At 69.2% G+C, this 26,116-nt stretch carries 24 protein-coding genes, 1 tRNA gene and 2 pseudogenes; 18 read left to right on the top strand and 9 right to left on the bottom strand.

The window, feature by feature from the left end:
* The first annotated feature begins 123 nt into the window (after positions 1-123).
* Complete coding sequence (locus ACIRQP_RS31680; protein WP_403896073.1) at positions 124-1,605, top strand: aminopeptidase P family protein; 1,482 nt, start codon at positions 124-126, stop codon at positions 1,603-1,605.
* A 109-nt stretch (positions 1,606-1,714) separates the two neighbouring features.
* Here ACIRQP_RS31680 and ACIRQP_RS31675 read toward each other — a convergent pair whose 3' ends face one another.
* Positions 1,715-2,170: an ATP-binding protein gene (locus tag ACIRQP_RS31675; protein WP_403896071.1), complete on the bottom strand. Its 456-nt coding sequence runs from the start codon at positions 2,168-2,170 to the stop codon at positions 1,715-1,717.
* A 362-nt stretch (positions 2,171-2,532) separates the two neighbouring features.
* Here ACIRQP_RS31675 and ACIRQP_RS31670 point away from each other — a divergent pair, with 362 nt between their 5' ends.
* From ACIRQP_RS31670 to ACIRQP_RS31630, 9 genes are all read left to right on the top strand, one after another.
* Positions 2,533-3,357: a hypothetical protein gene (locus ACIRQP_RS31670; protein WP_403896069.1), complete on the top strand. Its 825-nt coding sequence runs from the start codon at positions 2,533-2,535 to the stop codon at positions 3,355-3,357.
* A gap of 140 nt (positions 3,358-3,497) precedes the next feature.
* The gene (locus ACIRQP_RS31665; protein WP_403896066.1) at positions 3,498-4,223 is read left to right on the top strand and encodes a YcnI family protein; all 726 of its coding nucleotides are present in this window, start codon (positions 3,498-3,500) and stop codon (positions 4,221-4,223) included.
* Between the two features lie 145 nt (positions 4,224-4,368).
* Positions 4,369-5,049 (top strand): SCO family protein, encoded by a 681-nt coding sequence (locus ACIRQP_RS31660; protein WP_403896064.1) that lies wholly within the window; start codon positions 4,369-4,371, stop codon positions 5,047-5,049.
* The gene (locus tag ACIRQP_RS31655; RefSeq protein WP_403896061.1) at positions 5,046-5,564 is read left to right on the top strand and encodes a copper chaperone PCu(A)C; all 519 of its coding nucleotides are present in this window, start codon (positions 5,046-5,048) and stop codon (positions 5,562-5,564) included. Before ACIRQP_RS31660 ends, ACIRQP_RS31655 begins: the two co-directional genes overlap by 4 nt.
* A 14-nt stretch (positions 5,565-5,578) precedes the next feature.
* On the top strand, positions 5,579-7,552 hold the full coding sequence (locus ACIRQP_RS31650) for a copper resistance protein CopC (protein WP_403896058.1): 1,974 nt from the start codon (positions 5,579-5,581) through the stop codon (positions 7,550-7,552).
* A 147-nt stretch (positions 7,553-7,699) separates the two neighbouring features.
* The gene (efeB, locus tag ACIRQP_RS31645; RefSeq protein WP_403896110.1) at positions 7,700-8,959 is read left to right on the top strand and encodes an iron uptake transporter deferrochelatase/peroxidase subunit; all 1,260 of its coding nucleotides are present in this window, start codon (positions 7,700-7,702) and stop codon (positions 8,957-8,959) included.
* Between the two features lie 73 nt (positions 8,960-9,032).
* A complete protein-coding gene (gene pheA / locus ACIRQP_RS31640) occupies positions 9,033-9,968 on the top strand; it encodes a prephenate dehydratase (RefSeq protein ID WP_403896055.1) in 936 nt (311 codons plus the stop codon).
* Between the two features lie 660 nt (positions 9,969-10,628).
* The gene (serS, locus tag ACIRQP_RS31635; protein WP_403896052.1) at positions 10,629-11,906 is read left to right on the top strand and encodes a serine--tRNA ligase; all 1,278 of its coding nucleotides are present in this window, start codon (positions 10,629-10,631) and stop codon (positions 11,904-11,906) included.
* Entirely contained in the window at positions 11,903-12,757 is an 855-nt protein-coding gene (locus ACIRQP_RS31630) for an HAD family hydrolase (RefSeq protein ID WP_403896049.1), read from the top strand. Before serS ends, ACIRQP_RS31630 begins: the two co-directional genes overlap by 4 nt.
* 121 nt (positions 12,758-12,878) lie before the next feature.
* Here the strand turns inward: ACIRQP_RS31630 and ACIRQP_RS31625 are convergent.
* The 6 genes and pseudogenes from ACIRQP_RS31625 to ACIRQP_RS31600 form a co-directional block, all read right to left on the bottom strand.
* A tRNA-Ser gene (locus ACIRQP_RS31625) sits at positions 12,879-12,963 on the bottom strand.
* A 290-nt stretch (positions 12,964-13,253) separates the two neighbouring features.
* Positions 13,254-13,948: pseudogene (locus ACIRQP_RS31620) on the bottom strand (hypothetical protein).
* Between the two features lie 289 nt (positions 13,949-14,237).
* On the bottom strand, positions 14,238-14,957 hold the full coding sequence (locus ACIRQP_RS31615; RefSeq protein WP_403896046.1) for an ABC transporter permease: 720 nt from the start codon (positions 14,955-14,957) through the stop codon (positions 14,238-14,240).
* Positions 14,958-14,982: 25 nt separating this feature from the next.
* Positions 14,983-15,894 (bottom strand): ABC transporter ATP-binding protein, encoded by a 912-nt coding sequence (locus tag ACIRQP_RS31610; RefSeq protein WP_383022480.1) that lies wholly within the window; start codon positions 15,892-15,894, stop codon positions 14,983-14,985.
* Positions 15,891-16,802 carry an ABC transporter permease gene (locus ACIRQP_RS31605; RefSeq protein ID WP_403896043.1) on the bottom strand — a complete coding sequence of 304 codons (912 nt, stop codon included), beginning with the start codon at positions 16,800-16,802 and terminating at the stop codon, positions 15,891-15,893. The genes ACIRQP_RS31610 and ACIRQP_RS31605 overlap by 4 nt, the downstream gene beginning before the upstream one ends.
* A complete protein-coding gene (locus tag ACIRQP_RS31600) occupies positions 16,792-17,808 on the bottom strand; it encodes an ABC transporter ATP-binding protein (protein WP_403896107.1) in 1,017 nt (338 codons plus the stop codon). The genes ACIRQP_RS31605 and ACIRQP_RS31600 overlap by 11 nt, the downstream gene beginning before the upstream one ends.
* Positions 17,809-18,040: 232 nt before the next feature.
* On the opposite strand from ACIRQP_RS31600, the gene ACIRQP_RS31595 reads away from it, so the two are divergent.
* The 5 genes from ACIRQP_RS31595 (at position 18,041) to ACIRQP_RS31575 (ending at position 23,274) form a co-directional block, all read left to right on the top strand.
* Complete coding sequence (locus ACIRQP_RS31595; RefSeq protein ID WP_403896104.1) at positions 18,041-18,883, top strand: M24 family metallopeptidase; 843 nt, start codon at positions 18,041-18,043, stop codon at positions 18,881-18,883.
* A 14-nt stretch (positions 18,884-18,897) separates the two neighbouring features.
* The gene (locus tag ACIRQP_RS31590; protein WP_403896040.1) at positions 18,898-20,697 is read left to right on the top strand and encodes an SDR family oxidoreductase; all 1,800 of its coding nucleotides are present in this window, start codon (positions 18,898-18,900) and stop codon (positions 20,695-20,697) included.
* Complete coding sequence (locus tag ACIRQP_RS31585; protein WP_403896037.1) at positions 20,694-21,626, top strand: metal-dependent hydrolase; 933 nt, start codon at positions 20,694-20,696, stop codon at positions 21,624-21,626. The genes ACIRQP_RS31590 and ACIRQP_RS31585 overlap by 4 nt, the downstream gene beginning before the upstream one ends.
* Before the next feature lie 2 nt (positions 21,627-21,628).
* On the top strand, positions 21,629-22,585 hold the full coding sequence (locus tag ACIRQP_RS31580) for a MerR family transcriptional regulator (protein WP_403896034.1): 957 nt from the start codon (positions 21,629-21,631) through the stop codon (positions 22,583-22,585).
* 134 nt (positions 22,586-22,719) lie between these two features.
* Entirely contained in the window at positions 22,720-23,274 is a 555-nt protein-coding gene (locus ACIRQP_RS31575) for an RNA 2'-phosphotransferase (RefSeq protein WP_403896032.1), read from the top strand.
* A 113-nt stretch (positions 23,275-23,387) separates the two neighbouring features.
* Here ACIRQP_RS31575 and ACIRQP_RS31570 read toward each other — a convergent pair whose 3' ends face one another.
* Entirely contained in the window at positions 23,388-24,284 is an 897-nt protein-coding gene (locus ACIRQP_RS31570; protein ID WP_403896030.1) for an LLM class flavin-dependent oxidoreductase, read from the bottom strand.
* A 100-nt stretch (positions 24,285-24,384) separates the two neighbouring features.
* On the opposite strand from ACIRQP_RS31570, the gene ACIRQP_RS31565 reads away from it, so the two are divergent.
* The 3 genes from ACIRQP_RS31565 to ACIRQP_RS31555 all read left to right on the top strand — a co-directional run bounded on the left by ACIRQP_RS31565 (position 24,385) and on the right by ACIRQP_RS31555 (position 25,956).
* Positions 24,385-24,696 (top strand): hypothetical protein, encoded by a 312-nt coding sequence (locus ACIRQP_RS31565; protein ID WP_403896027.1) that lies wholly within the window; start codon positions 24,385-24,387, stop codon positions 24,694-24,696.
* A 51-nt stretch (positions 24,697-24,747) separates the two neighbouring features.
* Entirely contained in the window at positions 24,748-25,413 is a 666-nt protein-coding gene (locus ACIRQP_RS31560) for a hypothetical protein (protein WP_403896024.1), read from the top strand.
* 237 nt (positions 25,414-25,650) lie between these two features.
* Positions 25,651-25,956: a hypothetical protein gene (locus ACIRQP_RS31555; protein WP_403896021.1), complete on the top strand. Its 306-nt coding sequence runs from the start codon at positions 25,651-25,653 to the stop codon at positions 25,954-25,956.
* 12 nt (positions 25,957-25,968) lie between these two features.
* Here ACIRQP_RS31555 and ACIRQP_RS31550 read toward each other — a convergent pair.
* Positions 25,969-26,109, bottom strand: a pseudogene (locus ACIRQP_RS31550) (LLM class flavin-dependent oxidoreductase); the annotation flags it as partial.
* Between the last annotated feature and the right edge of the window lie 7 nt (positions 26,110-26,116).

Here is a 26,116-nt window from a genome sequence, read left to right as displayed (position 1 = left end):
ATGACGGATTTCTCACAGGGAGCCGGAGCCCTCCTCCCCTCGCACATACGATGGAAAAGATGGCCCAGATCCGCAGATGGTCCAGATCCGTAGTCGGTATCGGTAGTCGTATGAGGAGAAGAAGTGGCTGAGGAGCTCACCCCGGAGACCCCGGAGCCGGAGACCCCTGAGACAGAAGAAGCCCCCATCAAGCCGAGGAAGAACGGTCTGTACCCGGGCGTGTCCGACGAGCTCGCGGAGAACATGAAGTCAGGCTGGGCCGACACCGAATTGCACGGCCAGGAGCCGATCGCACAGGCGCCCGAGACCGCCGCCCGCCGAGCCGCGCTCTCCGCGCGCTTCCCCGGCGAGCGCCTGGTGATCCCCGCGGGCAACCTCAAGACCCGCTCCAACGACACCGAGTACGCCTTCCGCGCCTCCACCGAGTACACGTATCTCACCGGCGACCAGACCCAGGACGGCGTCCTCGTACTGGAGCCGAAGGCCGGCCAGGACGGGCACGACGCGACCGTCTATCTGTTGCCGCGCTCCAACCGCGAGAACGGCGAGTTCTGGCTCGACGGCCAGGGTGAGCTGTGGGTCGGCCGCCGGTACTCCCTCACCGAGGCCGAGCAGTTGCTCGGCATCCCCGCCAAGGACGTTCGGGAACTGCCCGCCGCCCTCAAGGACGCCACGGGCCCCGTCCGCAACGTCCGGGGACACGACGCCGGCATCGAGGCCGCGCTGACCGACAAGGTCACCGCCGAGCGCGACGAGGAACTGCGCGTCCACCTCTCCGAGGCACGCGCCGTGAAGGACGCGTTCGAGATCGGCGAGCTGCAGAAGGCCGTGGACTCCACCGTCCGCGGCTTCGAGGACGTCGTGAAGATCCTCGACAAGGCCGAGGCCACCAGCGAGCGCTACATCGAGGGCACGTTCTTCCTGCGCGCCCGCGTCGAGGGCAACGACATCGGCTACGGCTCGATCTGCGCGGCGGGACCGCACGCCACCACCCTGCACTGGGTGCGCAACGACGGTGACGTACGCCCCGGCGATCTGCTGCTGCTCGACGCCGGTGTGGAGACCCACACCCTCTACACCGCGGATGTCACGCGCACCCTGCCGATCGGCGGCCGCTACAGCGAGATCCAGCGGAAGATCTACGACGCGGTGTACGAGTCCCAGGAGGCCGGCATCGCGGCGGTGCGGCCGGGCGCGAAGTACCGCGACTTCCACGACGCCTCACAGCGGGTCCTCGCCGAGAAGCTCGTCGAGTGGGGGCTGGTCGAGGGGCCGGTCGAGAAGGTCCTGGAGCTGGGCCTCCAGCGTCGCTGGACCCTGCACGGCACCGGTCACATGCTCGGCCTGGACGTCCACGACTGCGCGGCCGCGCGCCGCGAGGCATACGCGGACGGGACGCTGGAGCCGGGGATGTGCCTCACCGTGGAGCCGGGTCTCTACTTCCAGGCCGACGATCTGACCGTGCCCGAGGAGTACCGCGGCATCGGCGTCCGGATCGAGGACGACATCCTCGTCACGGAGGACGGGAACCGGAACCTGTCGGCCGCGCTGCCGCGCCGGGCCGACGAGGTCGAGGCATGGATGGCGGCGCTCAAGCAGGCCTGAGGCCGATCCCTGGGCGTGGTCCGCGAGCCCCTGGGCGCGGTCCCCGGGCCAGGTCCCTGAGGCCGGTCCCCCGGGCACGTTCCCTGGTGGAGGGCGTCCCGTTCGGAGTTCACATGGCTCTGAGCAGGGCGCCCTCGCGCCATTTCAGGATCTTGTCGAAGCTGACCACCGCGCCGTGCCCCGGCCGGTTCCCGAACTGCACATGATCGGCGAGCTGTTCGATCAGCCCCAGCCCCCGGCCGTTCTCGGCCATGAGCGCGGGCACGGGGGCCGTACGCTGCACCACCCGCCGGGCCGGAAAGCCGGGGCCCGAGTCGGCCACTTCGATACGGCATCTCTCCCCGTCCAGATAGGCGGTCACCCGGTACGCCCCAGGGGGCTCGCCGGACCCTTCGTCCCCGCCGTGCTCAACGGCGTTCGCACAGGCTTCGCTGAGCGCGACCGACAGATCGAAGGAGATGTCCGGGTCGACACCCGCGGTGTCCATGGCGCCGAGCAGAAGGCGGCGGGCGAGCGGAACGCTCGCGGCTTCGCGCCGCAAGTGGACAGACCACCAGATGCTCATGCTCCAGCCTCCAGGCTGCGGCTCGACATACCGGCGCTCGACATACCGAGGCTCGACATACCGATACGTATTGCCCCGCACCTCAGGTCGTAAGCACGAGGTTGACGTGATAACCCTCATTCGGCGGACGCGTCCGTGGCGCATCGCGGTGTATGGAACAGGGCCTGGCGGTGTGAGGAACAGACCATCGCGGTCCGCGGACAGAGACCGGCAGAGACCGGCAGAGACACAGTAGAAAGACGGCACAGACACGACACAGACACGGGGGAGACGGGACAGATACGGGACAAAGATCGGGCAGAGGGTGATCTTCCGGACCTGCCCTACGGAGCCCTGGGTCGCAGTGCGATGATGACCCGGCCATGTCCAGACCCGCCCGCATGTACGCCGGAGCCGCCCCGCGGCTGCTGAGGGCCGCGGTGTTCACCGCGGTCTGCGTCGTGCTGTCGGCGACGGGACATGTACTGGCCGCCTGCGCGCCGGTCCCCTGGTGGACCCTGGTCCTCGGCTTCCTGGGAGTGTTCGCGATCGCCGCTCCGCTCGCCGGACGCGCGCGCTCGACCGGCTCGATCATCATGGCCCTGATGGGTGGTCAGCTCGGCCTGCACAGCCTGTTCGGCATCGGTCAGCAGCACCTCACGGTGCCGGTGGGCGCGGACGACGCTCTGATCAGAATGGCCGCCAAGCTGGTCTGCGGAGCGGGCCCCGCCTCGCTCAGCGCGGTCGACGCACAGCGGATCGTCGCCAACGCGGGTATCAACCCGGTGGGTTCGACAACGGGCACTCATCAGCACATGACGTCCGCCTTCGGACCTGCTGCCTCCACCGCCATGTCGGCCACCGCCACAGCTGAAGGGCTGCTGCCCTCCCTCCCCATGGTGCTCGGGCATCTGCTCGCCGCTCTCGCGACGGGCTGGCTGCTGCGCCGCGGGGATCTCGCGCTTCTCCGGCTCACCCAGCTGTCGACGCAGGGCATCGGTGAAGTCACCGACAGTGCCGCGTTGCGTGCGCTGCGCGCGGCCCTCGCCCTCGTACGGGCGTTGCGCGCCGGGCTGCTTGGCGTACCCGCACCGCGGCCATGCGCCCCGCACGGCTCCTACCGCACTCCGCCACCACCGGCCGGGGAATCTCTCCAGCACACGGTGATCAGACGCGGCCCTCCGGCCGTATTCGCTCTCGCAGCCTGACGCGACACCCTCCGCGCTTCCGCGCGCCGATGGACATCGGACACGGACCGGGGTGAGGTCGCGATGCCGTCGCGCACCGCCGCCGCGGCAGCCTTGTCCGATCACCTCATTCCCCTTTCTCTCGCACCGTGGAGTGTTCTGTGTTCTCAGCCAAGAACGTCACCCGCGCCTCCGTCGCCGGCGGTATCGCCGCGACCGCCCTTCTGCTGCTGGCCGGTCCCGCCTCCGCGCATGTCAGCGTGCAGCCGCAGGGCGAGGCCGCCAAGGGCGGTTACGCGACGATCAACTTCAAGGTCCCCAACGAGCGCGACGACGCCTCCACCACCAAGGTCGAAGTGAACTTCCCGACCGACCACCCGCTGGCATCCGTGATGCCGCAGCCCGTGCCGGGCTGGAAGATCGACGTCGCCAAGACCAAGCTCGCCAAGCCGCTGGAGATGCACGGCAACACCATCACCGAGGCCGTGTCCAAGGTCACCTGGACCGCGGACGGCGGCAAGATCGGGCCGGGCCAGTTCCAGCAGTTCCCGCTCTCCGTCGGACAACTCCCCGAGGACGCCGACCAGCTGGTGTTCAAGGCGATCCAGACGTACGACAACAGGGATATCGTCCGCTGGATCGAGGAGCCCAAGGAGAGCGGGCCGGAGCCCCTGAGCCCCGCGCCCGTGCTGAAGCTCACGGCGGCCGCCGGGGACGAGCACGGCACCTCGGCCGCGAAGGACACCGCCGGCGCCGACGCGAAGGCCGCGACGGCCTCCGCCGACACCAGTGACACCACCGCCCGTGCCCTCGGCCTCATCGGCATCCTCGTCGGCATCGCCGGGGTGACCTTCGCCGTGCTGGCCGGCCGTCGCCGTACGGCCTGACGCTCCCTCCCCTCCTCACGCCCTACGGCACCGCGCACCGCGGCGCCGCGCACGACGTACCCGAGGCACCCGGGACGTGCGGAGCCGGAAACCGACCCCGGCCCGCGCGCCCGGTGCCCGTACTCCACGACCAGGAAATATCCCCATGCGCAAGAAAACTGTGACCTCCCGCAAGAAGGCGGTGGCCTCCGCCGCCGCTGTCGTCGCGGCCCTGGCACTCACCCTGACCGCCTGCGGCAGTGGCAGCGACGACTCCGCGAAGCCCATCGCCGATATCTCCGCCCAGCCGAAGAATCAAGCCGCGACCGTGCTCGACACACCGTTCAAGAAGCCGAACCTCGTCCTGAAGGACACCAAGGGGGAGTCGTACGACTTCCGCGAGGCGACCAAGGGAAAGCCGACGCTCATCTACTTCGGCTACACCAACTGCCCTGACGTCTGCCCGACAACGATCAGCAATATCGCCATCGCCCGTAAATCGCTGCCCCAGGCCGACCAGGACAAGCTCCAGGTCGTCTTCGTCACCACCGACCCGGAGCGCGACACCTCCGCCGAACTCGGCAAGTGGCTGGCCAGCGCAGGCGATCCGTCCTTCGTCGGACTCACCGGCGACTTCCCCACCATCCAGGCGGGCGCGCGTCAGCTCGGCATCGGCATCGACGCGCCCAAGAAGGAGAAGGACGGCACCGTCGTCTCGATGCACGGCGCGCAGGTCATCGCGTTCTCACCGAAGACCGACGCCGGATATGTCCTCTACGGCGAGGACGCCTCCTCGGACGACTACGCCAAGGACCTGCCGAAGCTCATCAAGGGTGAGAACCCGTGAGCCGCCGTACCCCTCCCGCTCTCGCCCTCGGCCTGACCGCCGCGCTGGCGCTGGCGGGCTGTTCCTCGGCGTCATCCGCTTCCTCCTCCTCTTCCTCGTCCACTTCCGGCTCTTCGTCCAACTCCTCCACCAACCCCTCGGGAAACACGCCCCGGTTGAAGGTCAGCGGGGGCTATATGCCGCGCCCCGTCGGCGATCTCGCGGCGGGCTTCCTCGTCGTCACCAACAGCGGTGGCGCCGCCGACAAGCTCACCTCCGTCATCAGCGACATCTCCGACGACATCACGATCCACAGCACCGAGAACCAGAAAATGCGGAAGGTGAAGTCCTTCGACATCCCGGCCGGCGGCCAACTGAACCTCGCACGTGGTGGCAACCACATCATGTTCATGGGTCTCAAACAGCAGCCGAAGCAGGGCCAGAAGGTCGGCATTGAACTGCGCTTCGAGAAGGCCGACCCCATCAAGGTCGAGCTTCCCGTGAAGGAGATCAACTACAACCCGGCCCAGCGATGAGGGACTGACACACCATGACAGCTACCGCCCCGCGCTTCGGATCCGCACCTTTGGTGCGGCTACTGCTCGTTGCCACGGTGCTTCTCGGCAGCGTCTTCACCGTGCTCTCCGGCACGGCTTCGGCGCATGCCGCTCTGACCGGGAGCACCCCCGAGGACGGGGCGGTGGTCGCCACCGCTCCCAAGGACATCAGCCTCACCTTCTCCGAACAGGTCGCCATGGGCGACAACTCGATCCGTGTGCTCGATCCGAGCAGCAAGCGCGCCGACACCGGGAGGATCCGCGATCTGGGCAGCGGCGGCACCGTCGCCTACGGCATCGACCTCCACGCGGGGCTGCCCGACGGCACCTACACCGTCGCCTGGCAGGCGGTCTCCGCCGACGGCCATCCCGTCTCCGGCGCCTTCGCCTTCTCCATCGGAGCGCCCTCGAAGACCACGGCCGACGTGCCGGACGAAGCAGCCGGCGGGGGACTCGTCGGCACCCTCTACGACATCGCGCGCTATGCCTCGTACGCGGGCTTCATCCTCCTTATCGGCGGCGCGGCCTTCGTCCTCGGCTGCTGGCCGCGCGGCGCGTCCGTACGTCCCCTGCAACGGCTCGTCGTGCAGGGCTGGCTCACCCTCGCCGCCGCCACGCTCGTCCTGCTGCTCCTGCGCAGCCCGTACACCGGCTCGGGCAAGCTGGGCGACGCCTTCGACCTCGGCGGACTCCAGGACGTCCTGGCCACCAAGACCGGAGCGGCACTCGTCTCCCGGCTGCTGCTGCTCGGCGCCGCCGCCCTGTTCGTCGCCGTCCTCTTCGGCGCGTACGCCAAGCGGGAGACTCCACAGGACGAGCAGGAGAACAAGGAGAGGAAGGACCTCACCTTCGGACTCGCCGTGGGCGGCACAGTCGTCGCGGCCGGGATCGCCGGAACGTGGGCGCTCGCGGAGCACGCCTCGACCGGGATCCAGACCGGTCTCGCCATGCCGGTGGACGTCCTGCATCTGCTGACGGTGGCGACCTGGCTCGGCGGGCTCACGGCTCTGCTCGTCGCCCTCTACCGGGCGCCCTCCATCGAGAACGCGGCGGTGCTGCGCTTCTCGCGCATCGCCTTCGTCAGCGTCGTGGTCCTCGCCGCGACCGGTCTCTACCAGTCCTGGCGTCAGGTCGGATCGTGGTCGGCGCTCTGGGGCACGTCATATGGGCAGCTCCTTCTGGTCAAGGTCGGGCTCGTCGCTGTGCTGGTCGTGATCGCTTGGTTCTCCCGGAGGTGGACGGGACGGCTGGGGCAGCGGGCGGAGGGCGGGACAGGCAAAGAGGCAGGGGCGGAAATCGAGGCGGAGGCCGAGGGCGAGGCCGCGACGGGATCGGAGACTGGGAGTGGGACCGAGACCGCCGCGGCGACGACCGTCGTTGCTGACAGTGAGAGAGCTACCCAGCTCGAACGGCAGAAAGCGGCACTGGCGACTGCTCGCCAGAAGCGGATCCGCGATGCCGATCCGGGGCGGATCGGACTGCGCCGTTCCGTACTCGCCGAAGCCGGAGTCGCGGTGGTGCTCCTCGCCGTCACGACCGTACTGACCTCCACCGAGCCGGGCCGTACGGCCGAGCAGGAAGCCGGCGCGACCGGTGGCACGGCCGCCGCCGCGCCCGCGACCGAGGGCCCCCTCGCACTCACCCTGCCCTTCGACACCGGCGGCGAGAACGGCAAGGGCACCGTACAGCTCACCCTCGACCCCGGCCGCTCCGGCGCCAACGTGATGCACATCTACGTCGACGGTCCGGACGGACAGCCGCTGGACGTGCCCGAGGTGAAGGCCGCCTTCACTCTCACGGCTCAGAAGATCGGTCCGCTGCCGATCGTCCCCGAGCGCTTCGCTCCCGGACACTGGAGCGCGGACGCCGTGCAGATCCCGATGCCGGGCGAGTGGCAGCTCCAGCTGACCATTCGTACCTCCGACATCGACCAGACGACCGTCGACAAGAACGTGAAGATCGGCTGACCCATCGTGAGCGAGACGACCCGGCAGGACCACGACAACCGGAACGGCCACGACAACGGCCGCGACGACGGCCGCTCCCGGCCCCTCCCCGGCGATCCCGAGGACGGGACCCCCGAGGGCGGATCCGGCCGCGCCCCGCTCACCCGTATCTCCAGGCGGCGGCTGCTCGGCACCGCGGGCGCCGCCGGCGCCACCGGACTCGCACTCGGAGCGGTGGGCGGAGCCGGCGCGTACGCGGCGAGCCGCCCCGCGCCGGCGACCGCGCTGACCAGCGTCGGCACGGACTCCGTCCCCTTCCACGGCGCACACCAGCCCGGTATCACCACCCCCCTGCACGCCCGTGGCCATCTGATCGCCTTCGACCTGGCCCCCGGCGCGGGACGGAAGGAAGCCGCCGCACTGCTGCGGCGCTGGTCGGAGACGGCACGGACACTGATGGCCGGGGAACCGGCCGCGGGTGGCGGCGCGGGAACGGCAGGAGCGGACGGCGGCCATGACACCGGTATCGCCCTGGACGCGGGGCCTTCCGCCCTCACCGTGACTATCGGATTCGGCCGCACCTTCTTCGACCGTACGGGCCTGGCCGCCCTGCGCCCGGCCGCCCTGGATCCGCTGCCCCCCTTCTCCTCCGACCATCTCGACGCCGGACGCAGCAACGGCGATCTCTGGATCCAGATCGGCTCCAACGACGCGCTCGTCGCCTTCCACGCACTGCGGGCGCTCCAGAAGGACGCGGGCGCGGCGGCCCGGGTGCGCTGGCAGATGAACGGCTTCAACCGTTCTCCCGGCGCCACCCCCCACCCCATGACCAGCCGGAATCTGATGGGCCAGATAGACGGGACCGGCAACCCCAAGCCGTCGGAGCCGGACTTCGACCGGCGGATCTTCGTCCCGGCGGCACCGGCGGCCGGCACCCCGTCCTGGATGGCGGGTGGCTCCTACGCGGTCGTACGGCGTATCCGCATGCTCCTGGACGACTGGGAGAAGCTCACGCTCGCCAAGCAGGAGCAGGTCATCGGCCGGCGCAAGTCCGACGGGGCCCCGCTCACGGGCGGTACGGAGATGACCGATCCGGACCTGGACCGGCTGGGACCGGACGGCAAGCCCGTCATCCCCGGCAACGCGCACGCCCGGATCTCGACGCCGGAGGCCAATGGCGGGGCCGCGATGCTGCGCCGTCCCTTCTCCTTCCACGACGGAATCGGGCCGGACGGGACACCGGACGCGGGACTGCTCTTCATCTGCTGGCAGGCCGATCCGCTCAAGGGTTTCGTACCGGTGCAGCGCAAACTCGACCGGGGGGACGCGCTCTCGGCGTTCATCCGCCACGAGGCGAGCGGTCTCTTCGCGGTGCCCGGGGGCGCGCGGGAGGGGGAGTACGTGGGTCAGCGGCTCCTGGAGTCCTGAGCCCGCACGCCCCCCACCTCGGGGTTTTACCAGGCCGGATTCATGAGCCCCGTCGGCCCATTAGGGTGACCGTATGTCGGCCACGCGCTACACGTATCTCGGCCCCGAGGGCACCTTCACGGAAGCGGCCCTCCGTACGCTCCCGGAATCCGCCACGCGGGAACTCGTCCCCATGGTGTCCGTACCGACGGCCCTCGATGCCGTACGGAACGGGGAGGCCGCGGCCGCACTGGTCCCGATCGAGAACTCGGTGGAGGGCGGGGTCACCGCGACCCTCGACGAGCTCGCCTCCGGCGAGCCGCTGATGATCTACCGCGAGGTACTGCTGCCGATCACCTTCGCCCTGCTCGTACGGCCGGGGACGGAGCTGTCGGGTGTGAAGACGGTGACCGGTCATCCGGTCGCCCAGCCGCAGGTGAGGAACTGGCTGCGGGCCCATCTGCCGGACGCGCTGTGGGAATCGGCCGCGTCGAACGCGGACGGGGCGCGGCTGGTGCAGGAAGGGCGGTTCGACGCGGCCTTCGCCGGTGAGTTCGCGGCGGCGACGTACGGCCTTGAGGCTCTGGTCACCGAGATCCACGACGCGGAGAACGCGGAGACGCGCTTCGTCCTGGTGGGCCGGCCCGCCCGCCCGGCGGCGCCGACGGGTGCGGACAAGACGTCGGTGGTCATCTGGCTGGGCGACGACCACCCGGGCGCGCTGCTCGAACTGCTCCAGGAGTTCGCGGTGCGCGGGGTCAACCTGATGCTGATCCAGTCCCGTCCGACGGGCGCGGGAATCGGTAATTACTGCTTCGCGGTGGACGCCGAGGGTCATATCTCGGACCGGCGGGTGGGTGAGGCGCTGATGGGGCTGAAGCGGATCTGCCCCAAGGTGCGGTTCCTCGGCTCGTACCCGCGGGCGGGGATGTCCGCGGCCGATGTGCGGTCGCTGCGGCCCGGGACCTCGGATACGGCGTTCATCGAGGCGTCGGACTGGCTGGCGCGCAGCCAGGACGGCCGCGCCTGAGGCCCGGTCCCGGTTGGGGTGGTCCCTGGCCTGTGGTCCCCGTCTTTGGTCCCTGCCCTTGGTTCCCGTCCCCGTGCTCCCTGTCCTGTGTGTCGACCCCTGGTCCGGCCGTGGAGCCTGTGGATGTATCGCAGAGTTATCCACAGGCTCACCCATCACCCTGGGGACAAGTCGACAACGTCGGCCCGCACAGTCGACAAATCACTCCTGTCACCCCCCGCCCGTCCACAGGGCACCCAGGGTCCCCGCGTCACCCCAATTCCCGTGATCAACTCGTTGGAGCGAGCAATTCCCACCCGAATGAGCGTGTAACGCGGGTTTGAGAAGAGAATTCCCCAGACCGGCCGTGACTTTCGAGACCACCACTCCGGCGATCCACAGATCCCCCACACAGCCTGTGGATAACTCTGGAACCCTGTGCATTTCTGTGGACAACGCGCGCCTCGCACGACCCAAGTCCCGTGCCCCACAAGGGAAGTGAGTCAAGGCAGCAACATAGGAATGCCTCGTTCCGGGGAATTGCATCCCCTTTATTGACGAACGCCGAGCAACCGTTGAGGGTTTTCCCGACAGGTTTATCAATTCCGGCAATTAGGACAAAGAGGCACGCCTGTCGATATCGAGTGGGGCGGTGTCGGTGCGCACCGGTAGCCTGGTGGGGTGATTGACCTTCGCCTGCTCCGTGAGGACCCCGACCGTGTTCGCGCCTCCCAGCGCGCCCGTGGAGAGGACGTCGCCCTGGTCGACGCCCTGCTCTCCGCCGATGAGCGGCGCCGGTCGTCCGGCCTGCGCTTCGATGAGCTGCGCTCCGAGCAGAAGTCGCTCGGCAAGCTGATCCCCAAGGCGTCTCCGGAGGAGAAGACGGAGCTTCTCAGGAAGGCGGAGCAGCTGAAGGCGGACGTCAAGGCCGCCGACGCCGAGCAGCACGAAGCCGACGAGGACGCCAAGCGGCTGCTCCTCCAGATCGGCAATATCGTCCACCCCGACGTCCCGGTGGGCGGCGAGGAGGACTTCGTCGTCACGGAGACGCACGGCACGATCCGTGACTTCGCGGCGGAGGGCTTCGAGCCCAAGGACCACCTGGAGCTGGGCGAGGCGCTGGGCGCCATCGACGTCGAGCGGGGCGCCAAGGTGTCCGGCTCGCGCTTCTACTACCTGACGGGTGTCGGCGCGCTGCTGGAGCTCGCTCTCGTCAACGCGGCGATCGCGCAGGCCACCGAGGCCGGCTTCGTCCCCATGTTGACGCCCGCGCTGGTCCGCCCGCGCGCCATGGAGGGCACGGGCTTCCTCGGCCAGGCCGCGGAGAACGTGTACCACCTGGAGAAGGACGACTACTACCTGGTCGGTACGTCGGAGGTGCCGCTCGCCGCGTACCACATGGACGAGATCATCGAGGCCGACAAGCTGCCCCTACGGTACGCGGGCTTCTCGCCGTGCTTCCGCCGTGAGGCCGGGACGTACGGCAAGGACACCCGGGGCATCTTCCGGGTCCACCAGTTCGACAAGGTCGAGATGTTCTCGTACGTCGACCCGGCCGAGGCGCAGTCGGAGCACCAGCGGCTGCTGGACTGGGAGAAGCAGTGGCTGACCGGCCTCGGGCTGCCCTTCCAGGTGATCGATGTGGCCACGGGCGATCTGGGTGCCTCGGCCTCGCGCAAGTTCGACTGCGAGGCGTGGATCCCGACCCAGGGCAAGTACCGCGAGCTGACCTCGGCGTCCAACTGCGACGGCTTCCAGGCCCGCCGGCTCTCCATCCGGATGAGGGACGGCAAGCAGGTCAAGCCGCTGTCGACGCTGAACGGCACGCTGTGCGCCGTCCCGCGCACGATCGTGGCGCTTCTGGAGAACCACCAGCAGCCGGACGGTTCGGTCCGGGTGCCCGAGGTGCTCCGCCCGTATCTGGGCGGCCGTGAGGCACTGGAACCGATCGCCAAGTGAGCACGGACCCCTCGGCAGCGCCCTCGCCGTCCTCCGCGCCCTCCTCGGCGCCGTCGTTCCCGTACAGACTGGTCGCGACCGATCTGGACGGCACGCTGCTGCGTGAGGACGGCACGGTCTCCGGGCGTACGCGCGAAGCGCTCGCCGCCGTCACCGCGGCGGGCGCGGCGCACATCATCGTCACCGGACGTGCCGTGCCATGGACCCGGCACATACTCGACGACCTCGGGTACGAGGGTCTCGCGGTGTGCGGCCAGGGTGCGCAGGTCTATCACGCCGGTGAGCACAAGCTGCTGACGTCGCTGACGCTGGACCGTCAACTGGCCGGGCTGGCGATCGCCAAGATCGAGGGAGAGGTCGGCCCGCTGGCGCTGGCCGCGAGTCGGGACGGACTCGACGGCGATGTGCTGGTCGGCCCCGGCTACCGGGTGCAGGAAGGACCGCTTCCGGCAGTCCTGGTCGACGATCCGGCGGAGCTGTGGTCGGCGCCGCTCAACAAGGTGTACATCCAGCATCCGGAGCTGGACGACGACGCGCTGGCACACGCCGCGCGTGCGACCGTCGGCAGCCTCGTGGACGTGGTGATGGCGGGCGCCGGTGTCGTGGAGATCCTGCCGCTGGGCCTGAGCAAGGCCACCGGACTCTCGCTGGCGGCGCGCCGGCTGGGTGTCAAAGCGGCGGACACGATCGCCTTCGGCGACATGCCGAACGACATCCCGATGTTCGGCTGGGCGCGGCACGGCGTGGCGATGGCCAACGCGCACGAGGAGCTGAAAGCCGTGGCGGACGAGGTCACGGCGTCGAACGAGGACGACGGCATCGCGCTGGTGCTGGAGAGGCTGCTGGGCTAGGGCCTGATCCGGAGAACCGGCCAAGGGTCTCTCGGTCCTGTGGGACGAGGACGAGGACGAGGACGAGGACGAGGACGGGGACGGGGCGGGGACGAGAACAGGGACGGGGACGGGACTTCGGCGGAGGATGCGCGGATCGAACGCGCGCGGGCTCGCACCCGACCGCGGCTCAGCAAGCCGTTGCCTTACCACTCGGCCAATCCTCCGGGGAGGGGCGGCCCGCGCGGATGCGCGCTCGAAGCGGCCGCCCCTGGGCAGCGCCCCGGCGGCTGCGCGGAGTGGTGATGAGTACTCCGATGCCTACACGGTGCTGCCCCGCTGGGAACTCGACGGACTCGGCCTCCCGGTCATCGCCGCGTTCCGCTCCCGGTCTGTGGTGTGTCCTGACACAACTACTCTGACCGGCAGGGCGGTTCGGCGCCACCGAATATTCGCGGCACGGCCCACGCCCGCCCAAGGAGTGGCTCTTGGACGGACGCGGGCCGGCCTCAGAGGATCAGCGGCGCTTACGCCCGCGACGAAGATCCCTCAGCTGGTGGACGACGTCGTCCACCCTGGCGTCCACGCGGTGGATGTCCGCGGACATCTCGCACAGCCGGTTGCTGATGGCGGTGACAAACCGATTGGTCGCGTCGAGCCGCCGGTCCAGACTGTCGAGCCGGTACGACATCCGGTTCAGAACCGGCCCCAACTCCCGCAGCGCGACCCCGACCCCACCGAGGCAGGCCTCGAGTCGGTGACCCGCCGGTCGAGGTCCACGTACCCCTTCCGCAGATCGTCCTCGGCATCGAGGAGGTACGTCCGGACGCACCGCGCGATGTCGCTGTCGCGAAGAAGCATCGCGATGTTGAGGACGGCGCGACGGGTGTAGAGCGTGAGCTGCGTGACCGCCTGTGGATAACTTTCCCCCCTGTCCGGGTTACATAGTGACAGCATGTCACTATGAAATCGCCGCAGGTCAGAGCCTCGCAGCACTCGCATCCCATTCTCTGCGAGTTCCGCTCGGTGCCGTGCGGTCAACTGCCTGATGACGTCTGTGGATACTTCGAAGTACCGGGACACGTCCTCTGTACGGAGGTGAATGCCGTCCGGGAGCATGACCAGAGCCTTGATCTTGTCGAGCGCCTCGACCCGCCCCACAACGCTGTCGCGCATCGTGCGCGATTCGAGCAGAGCACCTTCAGGTGGCATGGAAATGCCTTCCCCTTGTAGAACCGATGATGGTCGGCCCTGTCCCCGGGCTTCAGGGGCGGAGGTCGGCTCACGGTGGCTACTCACTCAATGACCGGTGCGGCTTTCGATCCGGCACCGGCAATCCCCAGTTTCACAAAGGCTCGACGCTACGAATCCCAGTTGCCTCCACGCACATCGAACAACGAGCCGATAACCGTACAGTTACGCCGCAACCCCTGCCCATCGGGCAGGGGTTGCGGCGTTACGACGGCGTACGTCGGAGGATGTGGAGGGCGGAGCCTTCGGCTCACTCCTCGCCGGCGAGCGTCAACGTCCGCAGTTTCTGTCCCGCGTACCAGGTCGCGACCACCGAGACCCCCACCAACAGGACCACCGCCAGCGGCAGTCCGACGTCCGACGTGATCGTCGTACCGTCGCCGATCTTCTGGGCGAGGGCCAGGGACCACTGCTGGACGCTGAGCGTGCGCGCGCCCGCCACCAGGCTGCCGAAGAGGGTCTCCCAGACCAGCGCGTAGACGAGTCCTATGACCACCGCGTGCCGGCTGACCGTGCCGAGCAGCAGGAACAGCGCGCTGTAGGCGATCGAGGCGACGAGCGCCGCGACCGTATAGGCGACGGCGATCTGCTGGCCGTTGCCGTTCAGGACGTATCCGGCGATGAAGGTGGGGATCGCGGAGAACGCCATGGTCACGGCTATCGCCACGATCAGCTTGGTGAAGATGATCGTCGACCGTTTCACCGGCTTGGACAGCAGATAGACGATCGAGCCGTCGTCGATCTCGGGCCCGATCGCGCCCGTCCCCGCGATCACGCCGATCAGCGGCACCATCGTGGCCAGGGCGAAGCCGCCCAGCACATCGGACGCGACCTGATCGTCCACTCCGTTGAAGCCGCGGACGGCCGCCGCGATGAGGATCAGCAGAGCGGGCAGTACGAAGAGGATCGCGGCCCGGCGCCTGCCGAGCAGGGCCCGGTAGGTGAGCCGGGCGACTGTGGGGTTGTACATGACGTCACAGCTCCTTTCAGGCCGCTCAGGCCGCTACGAGGTAGGAGAAGACCGATTCGAGTGACTCGTCCGAGGGCGAGACCGCGAGCAGCCGGATGGAGTGCTCACGGGCGACCCGTGGCAGCAGTTCGGTGAAGCGGCCGAAGTCGACCGCCTGGATGCGCAGTGCGCCCTCGGCGATGTCGACCTCGATACCGGCCGTCGACGGGTCGGCGATCAGCGCGGCGGCGAGCGCGCGGTCGTCGCTGGACCGTACGAGATAGCGGTGCGGCCGGTCGGTCATGAGGCGGCGGATCTTGCGGAAGTCGCCGGAGGCGGCATGGCGGCCGGCCACGATCACCTCGATGTGCGAGGCGAGTTGCTCGACCTCCTCCAGGATATGGGAGGAGAACAGCACTGTCCGGCCCGTGGCGCCCATACGCCGCAGCAGATCCATCAGCTGCATCCGCTGGCGCGGGTCCATCCCGTTGAACGGCTCGTCCAGGAGCAGCACCGACGGGTCGTGCACCAGCGCGGACGCCATCTTCACGCGCTGGCGCATGCCCTTGCTGTACGTCGCGATCTTGCGGTCCTGCGCGTACTCCATCTCGACCGTGGCGAGCGCGGCGCGGGCCGCCTTCGCGCCCAGTCCGTGCAGTTCGGCGTTTGCCACGACGAAGTCGAGACCGGTGAGGAAGTCGTACATCGACTCCCGCTCCGGCACGATGCCGATCTGCCGGTAGACGGACTCGTTGCGCCAGATCTGCTCCCCGTCGAGGGTGACAGTGCCCGTGGAGGGGGCGAGGAAGCCCGCCATCATGTTGATGAGGGTGGACTTGCCCGCGCCGTTGGGGCCGAGCAGGCCGGTGACGCCGGGGCCGATCGTCATCGTGACGTCGTTGACGGCCACCACATTGCCGAACCAGCGCGAGGTGTGCTCGATATTGATGGTGGTCACAGCCCGACCTTCCGGTAACGGCGCATGAGAACGGCGTACGAGCCGAGGACGAGCGCGAGTACGACCAGCAGATAGATCACGCCCACGCCGGCCGAGGGACCCGCCTCGCCGGGGAAGGCGGAGGTGGCGCCCAGGAAAGCGGTCTGTACGCCGTCGATGAGCGTGACCGGCGAGAAGAGACCGAGCCACTTGACGGCGCCGAGCGCGTCCGTCTGCCAGGCGATCGCCTGGACGGTGGAGACCGCGCCGTAGGAGATGGTGAGGGTGGCGATGACCGCGGCGACACCGAAGCCGCGGCGCGGGGTGAGCGCGGCCATCACGAGGCCGATCCCGCCGAAGAGGAGCGAGAGCAGCGCGACCGAGGCCAGCCCCTGGCCGAACCCCTTGCTCTGGTCGACGAAGTCCATCTTGGCCAGCAGAGAACCCACATAGAGGATGACGAGCGGCGCCGCGGTCAGCACAAAGAGCGCGGAGGCCATCGCCCCGTACTTCGCGACGACGTAGTCGACCCGCTCGATCGGGCGGGAGAAGTACAGCGGCACGGTCTTGAAGCGCAGATCCCGCGAGACGGACTGCGGGGCCTGGGCGGCGAGATAGAGGCCGATGACGGCCTGGGTGACGATCGCGTAGCGCGTGTAGTCGAGCGGCAGGGTCTTGAGGTTGGTCGAGACGGCGACCGCGACGATGATCGCCGCGGGCAGGCACATCACCGCGAAGAGGATCATCGGCAGGACCTTGGACTTGGCCGAGCGGCCGAGTCCGTACGCGCCGCGCAGGGACTGCGAGTAGAGGGAGCGCCGGGCATAGGCGCGGCCGAGCCGCTGCCCGTCGTAGTTGCGGTACCCGATGTTGTGGATCCGGCTGGCTCCGGCACCTGCCCCGGTACCGGTCTCGGTCTCAGTGCTCATCGCGGGCGCCTCCCTTCTGCAGTGCGTACTCCGCCTCGTCGGCGCCCTGGCCCGGCTGGGCCTCTTCGGCGGACGGTTGCGGGCGGAAGACCTCCGCGATGTGGTGGCGGCGCTGTTCCATCCGTACGAGCCCCAGGCCGAGCCCGGCGACGGTGTCGCGGACGACGTCGTACGTCTCCTCGCCCTTGGCCTCGATCAGCAGGATGTGTCCCGCGCCGGGCAGCCCTTCCTCCATGCCCGCGTGGAGAGTGAGTCCGGCGGCGGTGAGGGCCTCGCGCAGGGACCGCGTGCCGTCGGGGTGCGCGTCCGTGTCGGTGACCTCGACCGCGAGGGTGGTGGTGGTCTGCGTGAAGTCGCTGGTGGAACTGGAGCGCAGAAGCGTTCCGCCGTCGATGACGACGACATGGTCACAGGTGCGTTCGAGCTCGCCCAGGAGGTGCGAGGTGACCAGGACGGAGATGCCGAAGTCGGTGTAGACGCGCCGGATGAGGCCGAGCATCTCGTCGCGGCCGACCGGGTCGAGACCGTTGGTCGGCTCGTCGAGAAGGACGAGTTGGGGGTCGTGGACCAGCGCCTGCGCGAGCTTGACGCGCTGCTTCATACCCGTGGAGTAGCCGCCGATGGGGCGGTAGCGCTCCTCGTACAGGCCGACATGGCGCAGCGTGTCGGCGGTCCGCTCACGGGCCGCGGTCGGTGGAAGTCCGGACATGCGCGCCATGTGGACGACGAACTCGGTGGCCGAGACGTCCGGCGGCAGGCAGTCGTGCTCGGGCATGTATCCGACGCGCTCACGGATGGCGCCGCCGCTGGTGGCGACATCGAGCCCGAGCACCGTGGCCCGGCCTTCCGTGGCGGGGGACAGACCCAGCAGGATCTTGATCATGGTGGACTTGCCGGCCCCGTTGGCGCCCACCAGGCCGGTCACACCCGGTCCGATGTCCAAGGAGAGCCGGTCAAGCGCGGTCACCCGGGGGAACCGCTTGCTCAGGCTTTCTGTCGCGATCACAGTCACGGTTCGACGGTAGTGGCGCGGGGCACGGTGAGCGTCAGACCAGGCGGCTGTATCCATGTCAGCCTCCAGATGTAGGGAACCCGTAGGGGCACCGGGCGCCCGCCGGTTATCCACAGGAATGCCCCAGCCCTTGACGTCGCCGCCAACCATTGTCACATTCGTCTGTGTCACGTTACGAACACGTACCGCACACGGAACGGGGTGGGGACGGGTGGGAGGCGACGCAGTGACGGACGCGGTGACGGACGCGCGGACCGCGGAGCTGCGGGGGTTCAGGGAGGTGCAGCGCCTGGCGTACGCGTGCGCGGAGGCGGTCGCCGCGCGGCTGCGGCCGGGGGTGACCGAGCGCGAGGCGGCGCGCATGCAGCGCGAGTGGCTCCGTGCCCGTGGCGTGCGCGACTGGTTCCATCTGCCCTTCGCGTGGTTCGGGGACCGTACGGCGTTCGCGGGCTTCCGGATACCACCGCAGTTCTTTCCCACCGGCCGGCGGCTGGAAGCGGGCATGCCGTTCATCCTCGATCTGGCGCCGGTCCACCGCGGCTTCGCAGCCGATGTCGGCTACTCGGGCTGTCTGGGGCCGAACCGACTGCACGGAAAGCTGCTCGCCGACCTTGAGGCGCACCGTGGGCTGATCCTGCGGGAGGTGCGCGAGCGGCGCCCGCTGCGGGAGATCTACGAGGACGTGGACCGGTTGATGGTGCGGCAGGGATACGCCAACCGGCATCGCGCGTACCCCTTCGGTGTCATCGCCCACAAGATCGACCGGGTGAAGGAGCGTCGCTGGTCGCCCCATGTGTTCGGCTTCGGCACCCAGTCGCTCAAGGGGCTGCTGGACGACGCCCTGCACGGCCACCGGGACGGCTGGTCGCCGCTGTGGAGCCCGTACAGATTCTCCGATCACCCGCCGAAGCCGGGGCTGTGGGCGGTCGAACCCCACCTCGGATTCCGGGGTACCGGCGCGAAGTTCGAGGAGATCCTGGTGGTCACCGACTCCAGGGACCCGGAGCAGGGCGCGTTCTGGCTGGACGACGATCTGCCGCATGTGCGGCGCTGGGCGGAGGCCGTATGAGTGGCGGAGGCCGTATGGGTAACAGTGCGGGCGGGAGCGGTGGTACGGACACGGGCCTGACGGGTGCGCGCGAGCGCCGGGTGCGTACGGGCGGGATCGAGCTGTGCGTCGCCGAGCTGGGCGATCCGGCGCGGCCGACCGTCCTGCTGGTGCATGGGTATCCGGACAGCAAAGAAGTCTGGTCGGAGGTCGCGGAACGGCTCGCGGACCGTTTCCATGTGGTGCTGTACGACGTACGGGGTCACGGCAGGTCGACGGCGCCGGTCCCGCTGCGCGGGGGCTTCACGCTGGAGAAGCTGACGGACGACTTCCTGGCGGTCGCCGACGCGGTGAGCCCGGACAGGCCGGTCCATCTGGTCGGCCACGACTGGGGCTCCGTGCAGTCCTGGGAGTTCGTCACGGTCGCGCGGACCGAGGGCCGGATCGCCTCCTTCACCTCGATGTCGGGACCCTCCCTCGACCATCTGGGGCACTGGATCAAGCAGCGGGTGGCCCGGCCCACTCCGCGCCGGGCCGGCCAGCTCCTCGGGCAGGGCGCCAAATCCTGGTACATCTATCTGCTGCATACGCCCGTGCTGCCGGAGCTGGCCTGGCGCGGGCCGCTCGGCAGGCGGTGGCCGAAGATCCTCCAGCGGATCGAGAAGATCCCCGGCGGTACGTACCCGACGTCCTCGCTGCCGCGGGACGCGGCGCACGGAGCGTGGCTCTACCGGGACAACGTCCGCGCCCGGCTGCGCCGGCCGCGCACCGACGCCTACGCGCACGCCCCGGTGCAGCTGATCACGCCCACCGGCGACGCCTACCTGTCGGAACGGCTCTACGACGATCTGGAGCAGTGGGCTCCGCACCTCGTGCGGCGCACGCTGCCCGCGAAGCACTGGGTGCCCCGCACCCGCCCCGACCAACTGGCCACCTGGATCGGTGACTTCGTCACGGCCCACGAGGACGGCGGGCTCCCGGACCGCGGTACGGCGCCGCGCGGTCCGTACGCCGAGCGCTTCGGCGGACAGCTGGTGCTGGTCACCGGCGCGGCCAGCGGCATCGGCCGGGCCATCGCCTTCGCGTTCGCCGAGGCGGGCGCGCGGATCGTCGCGGTCGACCGGGACGCGGAGGGGGCGGCCAGGACCGCGGAGCTGGCCCGGCTGATCGGCGCCCCGGAGGCCTGGGCCGAGCCGGCCGACGTCGGCGACGGGCAGGCGATGGAGAAGCTCGCCGAGAGGGTCGCCACGGAGTATGGCATCGTCGATGTGCTGGTCAACAACGCGGGGATCGGGCTGTCGGGAGCGTTCCTCGACACCACCGCCGAGGACTGGAAGAAGGTCCTGGACGTCAATCTGTGGGGCGTCATCCATGGCTGCCGGCTCTTCGGCAAGCAGATGGCCGAGCGTGGCCAGGGCGGTCATATCGTCAACACCGCTTCCGCGGCCGCGTATCAGCCCTCGAGGGCGCTGCCCGCGTACAGCACGTCCAAGGCGGCGGTGCTGATGCTGAGCGAGTGTCTCCGGGCCGAACTGGCCGGCCAGGGCATCGGGGTCTCCGCCATCTGCCCCGGCTTCGTCAACACCAACATCACGTCCACCGCGCGATTCACGGGTGTCTCCGCAGAGGAGGAGGAGCGGCGCAGGAAGAAGTCGTCCCGGCTGTACGGTCTGCGCAACTACCCGCCCGAGAAGGTCGCCGACGCCGTACTGCGCGCCGTCGTGCGCAACCAGGCCGTGGTGCCGGTCACTCCGGAGGCCCGCGGTGCGCGGCTGCTGTCCCGGATCGCGCCGGGCGCGCTGCGTGCCCTCGCACGGGTGGAGCCGCCACTGTGAGCGCCGAGTTGGACGAGCAACACCCCATCGTGCCACGCCGGGTCTCGTTCGACTGGCGCGAGACCCCTCTGCACTGGATACCGGACGAGCCCACCGCCACCCATGTCATCAATGTGCTGCATCTGCTGCTGCCCGCGGGCGAGCGGTGGTTCGTGAAGGTCTTCAAGGAGAGCCTTCCGCTGGTCACCGACGCGCGGCTGCTCAAGGACGTCAAGGGGTTCATGGGGCAGGAGGCCACGCACAGCGTGCAGCACTCCTCTGTGCTGAACCACCTGTCGGAGCAACGGCTGGGCACCGAGGCGTACACCCGGCACGTGAACTTCCTCTTCGAACGACTGCTCGGCGAGAAGCCGCCCTGGGGGATGCCCTTCCCTGCCGGGAAATGGCTCCTCTACCGGCTGGCCTTCATCGCCGCGATCGAGCAGTTCACGGCGGTCATCGGCGACTGGGTGCTGCGCGCGGAGGGGCTGGACCGCGCGGGCGCCGACGAGGTCATGCTCGATCTGCTGCGCTGGCACGGCGCGGAGGAGGTGGAGCACCGTGCGGTGGCGTTCGACGTGTACCAGCACTGCGGCGGCTCCGATCCGGCGCGGTACGCCCGGCGGATCGGGACGATGTGCGTCACCGCTCCCGTACTGCTGTGGCTGTGGGCCCGGGGCGCCGCGTATCTGATCCGGCACGACCCCCGGCTCGCGGGCCGGCTGCGCTATTCGCTGCGTGAGCACAACAAGGCGGTCGACAAGGGGCTGCTGCCCACCTGGCGGGAGCTCGGCTCCGCGATTCCCCGCTATTTCCGGCGCTCGTACCATCCCTCCCAGGAGGGCTCGCTGCGCAAGGCCGTCGACTATCTCGCGACCTCGCCGGCGGCGCGTGCGGCGGTGGACGCGGTGGACGCGGTGGGCCGCGCGGCCCTGGGACGAAGGAAGTGAGCGTGTCCGGGTCCGTTCCGGAGTCCGCGCCCGGCGCCGAGTACCGGATCGAGGGTCTCGCGCAGGCGAGCGGCGCCACGGTCCGTACGATCCGCGCCTACCAGGACCGCGGGCTGCTGCCCAGACCGGAGCGGCGTGGCCGGGCCAATGTGTACGACGGCGCCCATCTCGCCCGGCTGCGGCAGATCGCCGATCTGCTCGACCGGGGCTACACCCTCGCGTCCATCAAGGAGTTGCTGGAGGCGTGGGACGCCGGGCGGGGACTGGGCGGCGTGCTCGGGCTGGTCGCCGAGGTGCACGGACCGTGGGCCGACGAGGAGGCGGCCAGAATCTCCCGGGCGGAGCTGGACGAACGGTTCGGCGGCACGCGCAATGACGCGGCCATCGAGGAGGCTCTGGAGCTGGGCGTGCTGGAACGTATCCCGGGCCGGGATGACGTTTTCCTCGTCCCCAGCCCTCAGGAGCTCGCCGTGGCGGCGGAGTTGCACGCGGCGGGGGTTGCGCTGCCCGCGATCTCCGGACATCTGCGGGAGCTTCGCGGCCAAGTCGAACATATCGCCTCCCGTTTCCTGGAGTTCACCACCGAGCATGTCTTCGCCCGCTGTCTCGGCCACCGGACGCCGACGGACGCGGAAGCGGCCGAGGCCGCCGCACTGGTGCGCCGGATGCGGCCGCTGACGCGGCGGTCGGTCGATGCCGAACTGGCACGTGCGATGCGGCTGTTCGCCACCCGTCACCTCCAGCGGCAACTGGCGGTGGACACCCCGCCCGCGGCCCCGTCCGGGACCCGGTCCGTACCGTTGCCCGCTGACACGATCCAGGCTGTGGAAAGCCTGGTTGGCCAAGAGAGGGTCGCGGCCTTTGTCGCCGCGGCCACCGAACGCGAGGTTCAGACAAGGACCTTGGACGACCTCACCTCAACTCACGGACAAGACAGTCAAATTAACCAAATAGGTTAAAACGCCAGCCAGTTGTCCACAGAGTTACCAAATAGCCTGTGGATAAACCAAGTTGACTGTGGATCAAACCTACGGACCGTCAGCATTTTGATATGAGGTGGCGCGGGGACAGCACCACCCGTCACGCTGTTGCGATGACCGGAATATCCGATGAACGACGCATCGTGAAGGTGTCGAAGTACCTCTCCAAACATCTGCGCCACCAGCCCGAACGGATCGGCATCACCCTCGACGCGCACGGCTGGGTGCCGATCGACGAGCTGATGGCCGCCGCCGCCGCGCACGGCTTCCGGCTGAGCCGTACCGAACTCGACCATGTGGTCGCCGTCAACGACAAGCGGCGCTTCACGATCGACGGCGACCGGATCCGCGCCAACCAGGGCCACACCGTCACCGTCGATCTGGAGCTGGCCCCGGCACAACCGCCCGCGTACCTCTGCCACGGCACGGTCGCCCGCAACCTGGGGGCGATCCGCGCCGAGGGGCTGCGCCCCATGGACCGCCATCACGTCCATCTCTCGCCCGACCGCGAGACCGCGACGCGGGTGGGTGCGCGCCGCGGCCGGCCCGTCGTCCTCCCGGTGGACGCGGAGGCGATGCACCGCGACGGGCTGGTGTTCCACGTGAGCGCCAATGGCGTCTGGCTCACCGACTCCGTACCGCCGCGATACCTGCGTTTTCCCGGCTGACGGCTGACGGCTGACAACCGACATCTGCCCGGTCTCGGACGAGCCCTGCACGAGCCCCGCAGGAGCCCCTCAAGAGACCCGCAGAGAAGACCCGCAGGAGCCCGGAACGACCGCTACCGCCGGAGCTGGGCCGGAGCCTCGGTGGCGATCCGTTCGTAGACCCGCTGGTCGGCGGCGAATTCCGAGTCCGGGATCGGGGCGTGCATCACGATCTCGGTGATACCCAGCTCGAAGTGCCTGCCCGCGAAGTCCACGAACGCGTCGAGCGACTCCATCGGGCCACTACGGTCCGGGGTGAAGCCGGTGAGCAGGATCTTCTCCACCTCGGACACGTCCCGCCCGATCTCCGCGCAGGCCTTGCCCAGCCCGGCGATCTGCCCGCTGATGGCGGCACGCGACTGCTCCGGCGTACCCGTCTCGGACAGCTTCGGATCCCCCGTCGTCACCCATGCCTGACCGTGCCGGGCGGCGAGCTTCAGCCCGCGCGGCCCGGTGGCCGCCACCGCGAGGGGCAGCCGGGGCCGCTGCACACACCCCGGGATGCCGCGCGCTTCGACCGCCGAGTAGTACGTCCCGTCGTACGTCACGGAGTCCTCGGTCAGCAGCCGGTCGAGCAGTGGCACGAACTCGGCGAACCGGTCGGCCCGCTCCTTCGGCGTCCATGGCTCCTGCCCCAGCACCGTGGCGTCGAAGCCGGTGCCGCCCGATCCGATCCCGAGGGTGATCCGGCCGTCCGAGACATCGTCCAGCGAGATGAGGTCCTTGGCGAGCGTCACCGGATGTCTGAAGTTCGGCGAGGTGACGAGGGTGCCCAAACGCATGCTCCGTGTAGCCGTCGCCGCGGCGGTCAACGTGGGCACCGCTCCGAACCACGGCCTGTCCCGGAAGGTACGCCACGACAGGTGGTCGTATGTGTACGCGGCGTGGAAACCGAGCTCTTCGGCCCGCCGCCAGATCTTCTGTCCTTCACCCCACCGATGTATGGGGAGGATCACCGTACTCAGATGCATGCCCCAGACGATACGCGCGGGCTGCCGGCCACCACGGCCGTGCCGTCGGAGCAGGTGCAAGAAGCCCCACGGCGCCCCCGAAGGTCGCTAGGGTGACTCCGTGGGCACGACGAGCACGGCTGAACTCGAGGCCATGATCGAAGAGGCGACTGTCGACGCGTACAGCGAGGACGAGCAGCTGGCCGGTTTGTTCACCCTGCTTGAGGAGCACCTCGCCCTGCCCTTCACCACCGCGGTCCTCGGCGTCGAGGTAACAGTGCGCGGCATCGACCTCGCGCCGGACGGCGGGATCGTCGCCCTGTGCTCACGCGGTGGCACCCGGCAGTCGATCGGAATCCTGGAGCTGCCGTTGCCCGACCCGGCCCCGGAGGGCGCGGAATGGATCGACGCGTACCGTCACTGGGCCGGTTGAGGCCGGGCCCTCGCACTTCACGCGGAACTGGCTTGCATGGAGGGGCTGAACGTGGCTGATGCCGTGCAGGGCTCGAATCACAGCACCGATGAACCGTCGCTGACCGAACTCATCGAGCGCAGTTCCGAGCTGAAGGGGCAGCTGGTCGCCTTCGCGCAGAGCCCCCGCTTCGACCGGTGGTTGACCCCCGTCCAGCTGGAGGCCGCAGGGCCCGAGCGGCACTTGGACGAAGGCGAGGCCGTCAGGAGCATGGACCGCTTCATCCTGCGGCACCGCCTGCCGGACGGTTCGACCGTGGTCGACCGCTTCGTTGCCGGACGGAGAGACTTGACCGCAGTCGACCAGGAGATGCTGCTCGGCTGGCGTGAACCGGTTGAGGGCATCTTCGAGATGCAGCGCAAAGAGGGTGATGCCGTCGTCCTGCTGAACCTCGTCGACGACCTCGTGTACCGCGCGTACTCGAATGTCGGGCGGGCGGCCTTCCGTGGAGTGTCCAGGGGAGGATTCCTCCACACCTGCCTGGTACCCGTCCACTCGGCCGACGGAGCGTGGCTGGTCTCCGGGGCGATGGCGCGTTACCCCAGGTCCAGCGCCACCAAGATCGCCCGAGCCGCTCTCGGGCTGGCCACCAGCCGGCCCGAACTGGTCTTCCGCAACCCCGAGAAGATCGAGCAGGGATGGCAGCGGATGCGGGAGGACCGGGCCGCGTTCATCTAGTTCTTTGGCAGCGACGAGCTTGTTCTTCCGCCTGCCCAAGCCGAGGACCGTCTCAACGCCTACTACCGCCACCGCCAGGAGACCGCCGTCACCGGACAGCCCGACCGCGCCCGGGACAGCCGTCTCCCCGGCCCGGACCTGCCGTTCTTCGGACTGCCGCGAGATCTCGCGGACTCGGACACCGTCGGTGTCATCTACGACGAGGTCGACGGGCTCAACTTCTATGCGGAGTACGGGATGCTGCGGAACCTCTTCTCGGACGTGGCCCTCGCGGGCCGCAAGCGGTACCTGGACCTGCTGCGCACGTACCTGCGAGAGGAGCCGATCACGCCGCTGCCGATCCGCCGATTGGCCGCCGCCCACCCGGAGACCGCCGACGCGGTGTTCCGGAAGCTGTTGAAGAAGCCCGGATTCACCTGGAGCGAGCACGGTGAGGTACTGCTGCGCCGACGCAAGCCCTGGTATGACGAGAGTGAGCCGCGGCCTGGGGTGTCCGTCGTCGGCAACCGTCTGAGTGAGCTGCTCGGTGCCGGACGGCGCTGAGATCTTCGGAGCAGAGTCCGAGAGCGGCGTGAGCGGCGTATGAGCGGTGACGGCGGCGGCCGCGGTGAGGGTCGGCACCGCCCCGAACCAGGGCCGGTCACGGAAGGTCCGCCAGGACAGATGGTCGTAGGTGTACGCGGTATGGGAACCGACAGCCGGT

The sequence above is a fragment of the Streptomyces sp. NPDC102274 genome, assembly GCF_044766385.1.
GTDB lineage: Bacteria > Actinomycetota > Actinomycetes > Streptomycetales > Streptomycetaceae > Streptomyces.
Note: the sequence above shows the minus strand (reverse complement) of the source record. Positions and strands in the feature narration are given on the sequence as shown.

Bases quoted from the DNA above. Each gene is read 5' to 3' on its own strand.
- ACIRQP_RS31675 (WP_403896071.1), bottom strand. From the start codon at position 2,170: ATGAGCATCTGGTGGTCTGTCCACTTGCGGCGCGAAGCCGCGAGCGTT.
- ACIRQP_RS31670 (WP_403896069.1), top strand. From the start codon at position 2,533: ATGTCCAGACCCGCCCGCATGTACGCCGGAGCCGCCCCGCGGCTGCTG.
- ACIRQP_RS31660 (WP_403896064.1), top strand. From the start codon at position 4,369: ATGCGCAAGAAAACTGTGACCTCCCGCAAGAAGGCGGTGGCCTCCGCC.
- ACIRQP_RS31650 (WP_403896058.1), top strand. From the start codon at position 5,579: ATGACAGCTACCGCCCCGCGCTTCGGATCCGCACCTTTGGTGCGGCTA.
- pheA (WP_403896055.1), top strand. From the start codon at position 9,033: ATGTCGGCCACGCGCTACACGTATCTCGGCCCCGAGGGCACCTTCACG.
- ACIRQP_RS31615 (WP_403896046.1), bottom strand. From the start codon at position 14,957: ATGTACAACCCCACAGTCGCCCGGCTCACCTACCGGGCCCTGCTCGGC.
- ACIRQP_RS31605 (WP_403896043.1), bottom strand. From the start codon at position 16,802: ATGAGCACTGAGACCGAGACCGGTACCGGGGCAGGTGCCGGAGCCAGC.
- ACIRQP_RS31590 (WP_403896040.1), top strand. From the start codon at position 18,898: ATGGGTAACAGTGCGGGCGGGAGCGGTGGTACGGACACGGGCCTGACG.
- ACIRQP_RS31575 (WP_403896032.1), top strand. From the start codon at position 22,720: ATGACCGGAATATCCGATGAACGACGCATCGTGAAGGTGTCGAAGTAC.
- ACIRQP_RS31570 (WP_403896030.1), bottom strand. From the start codon at position 24,284: ATGCATCTGAGTACGGTGATCCTCCCCATACATCGGTGGGGTGAAGGA.
- ACIRQP_RS31555 (WP_403896021.1), top strand. From the start codon at position 25,651: ATGCTGCGGAACCTCTTCTCGGACGTGGCCCTCGCGGGCCGCAAGCGG.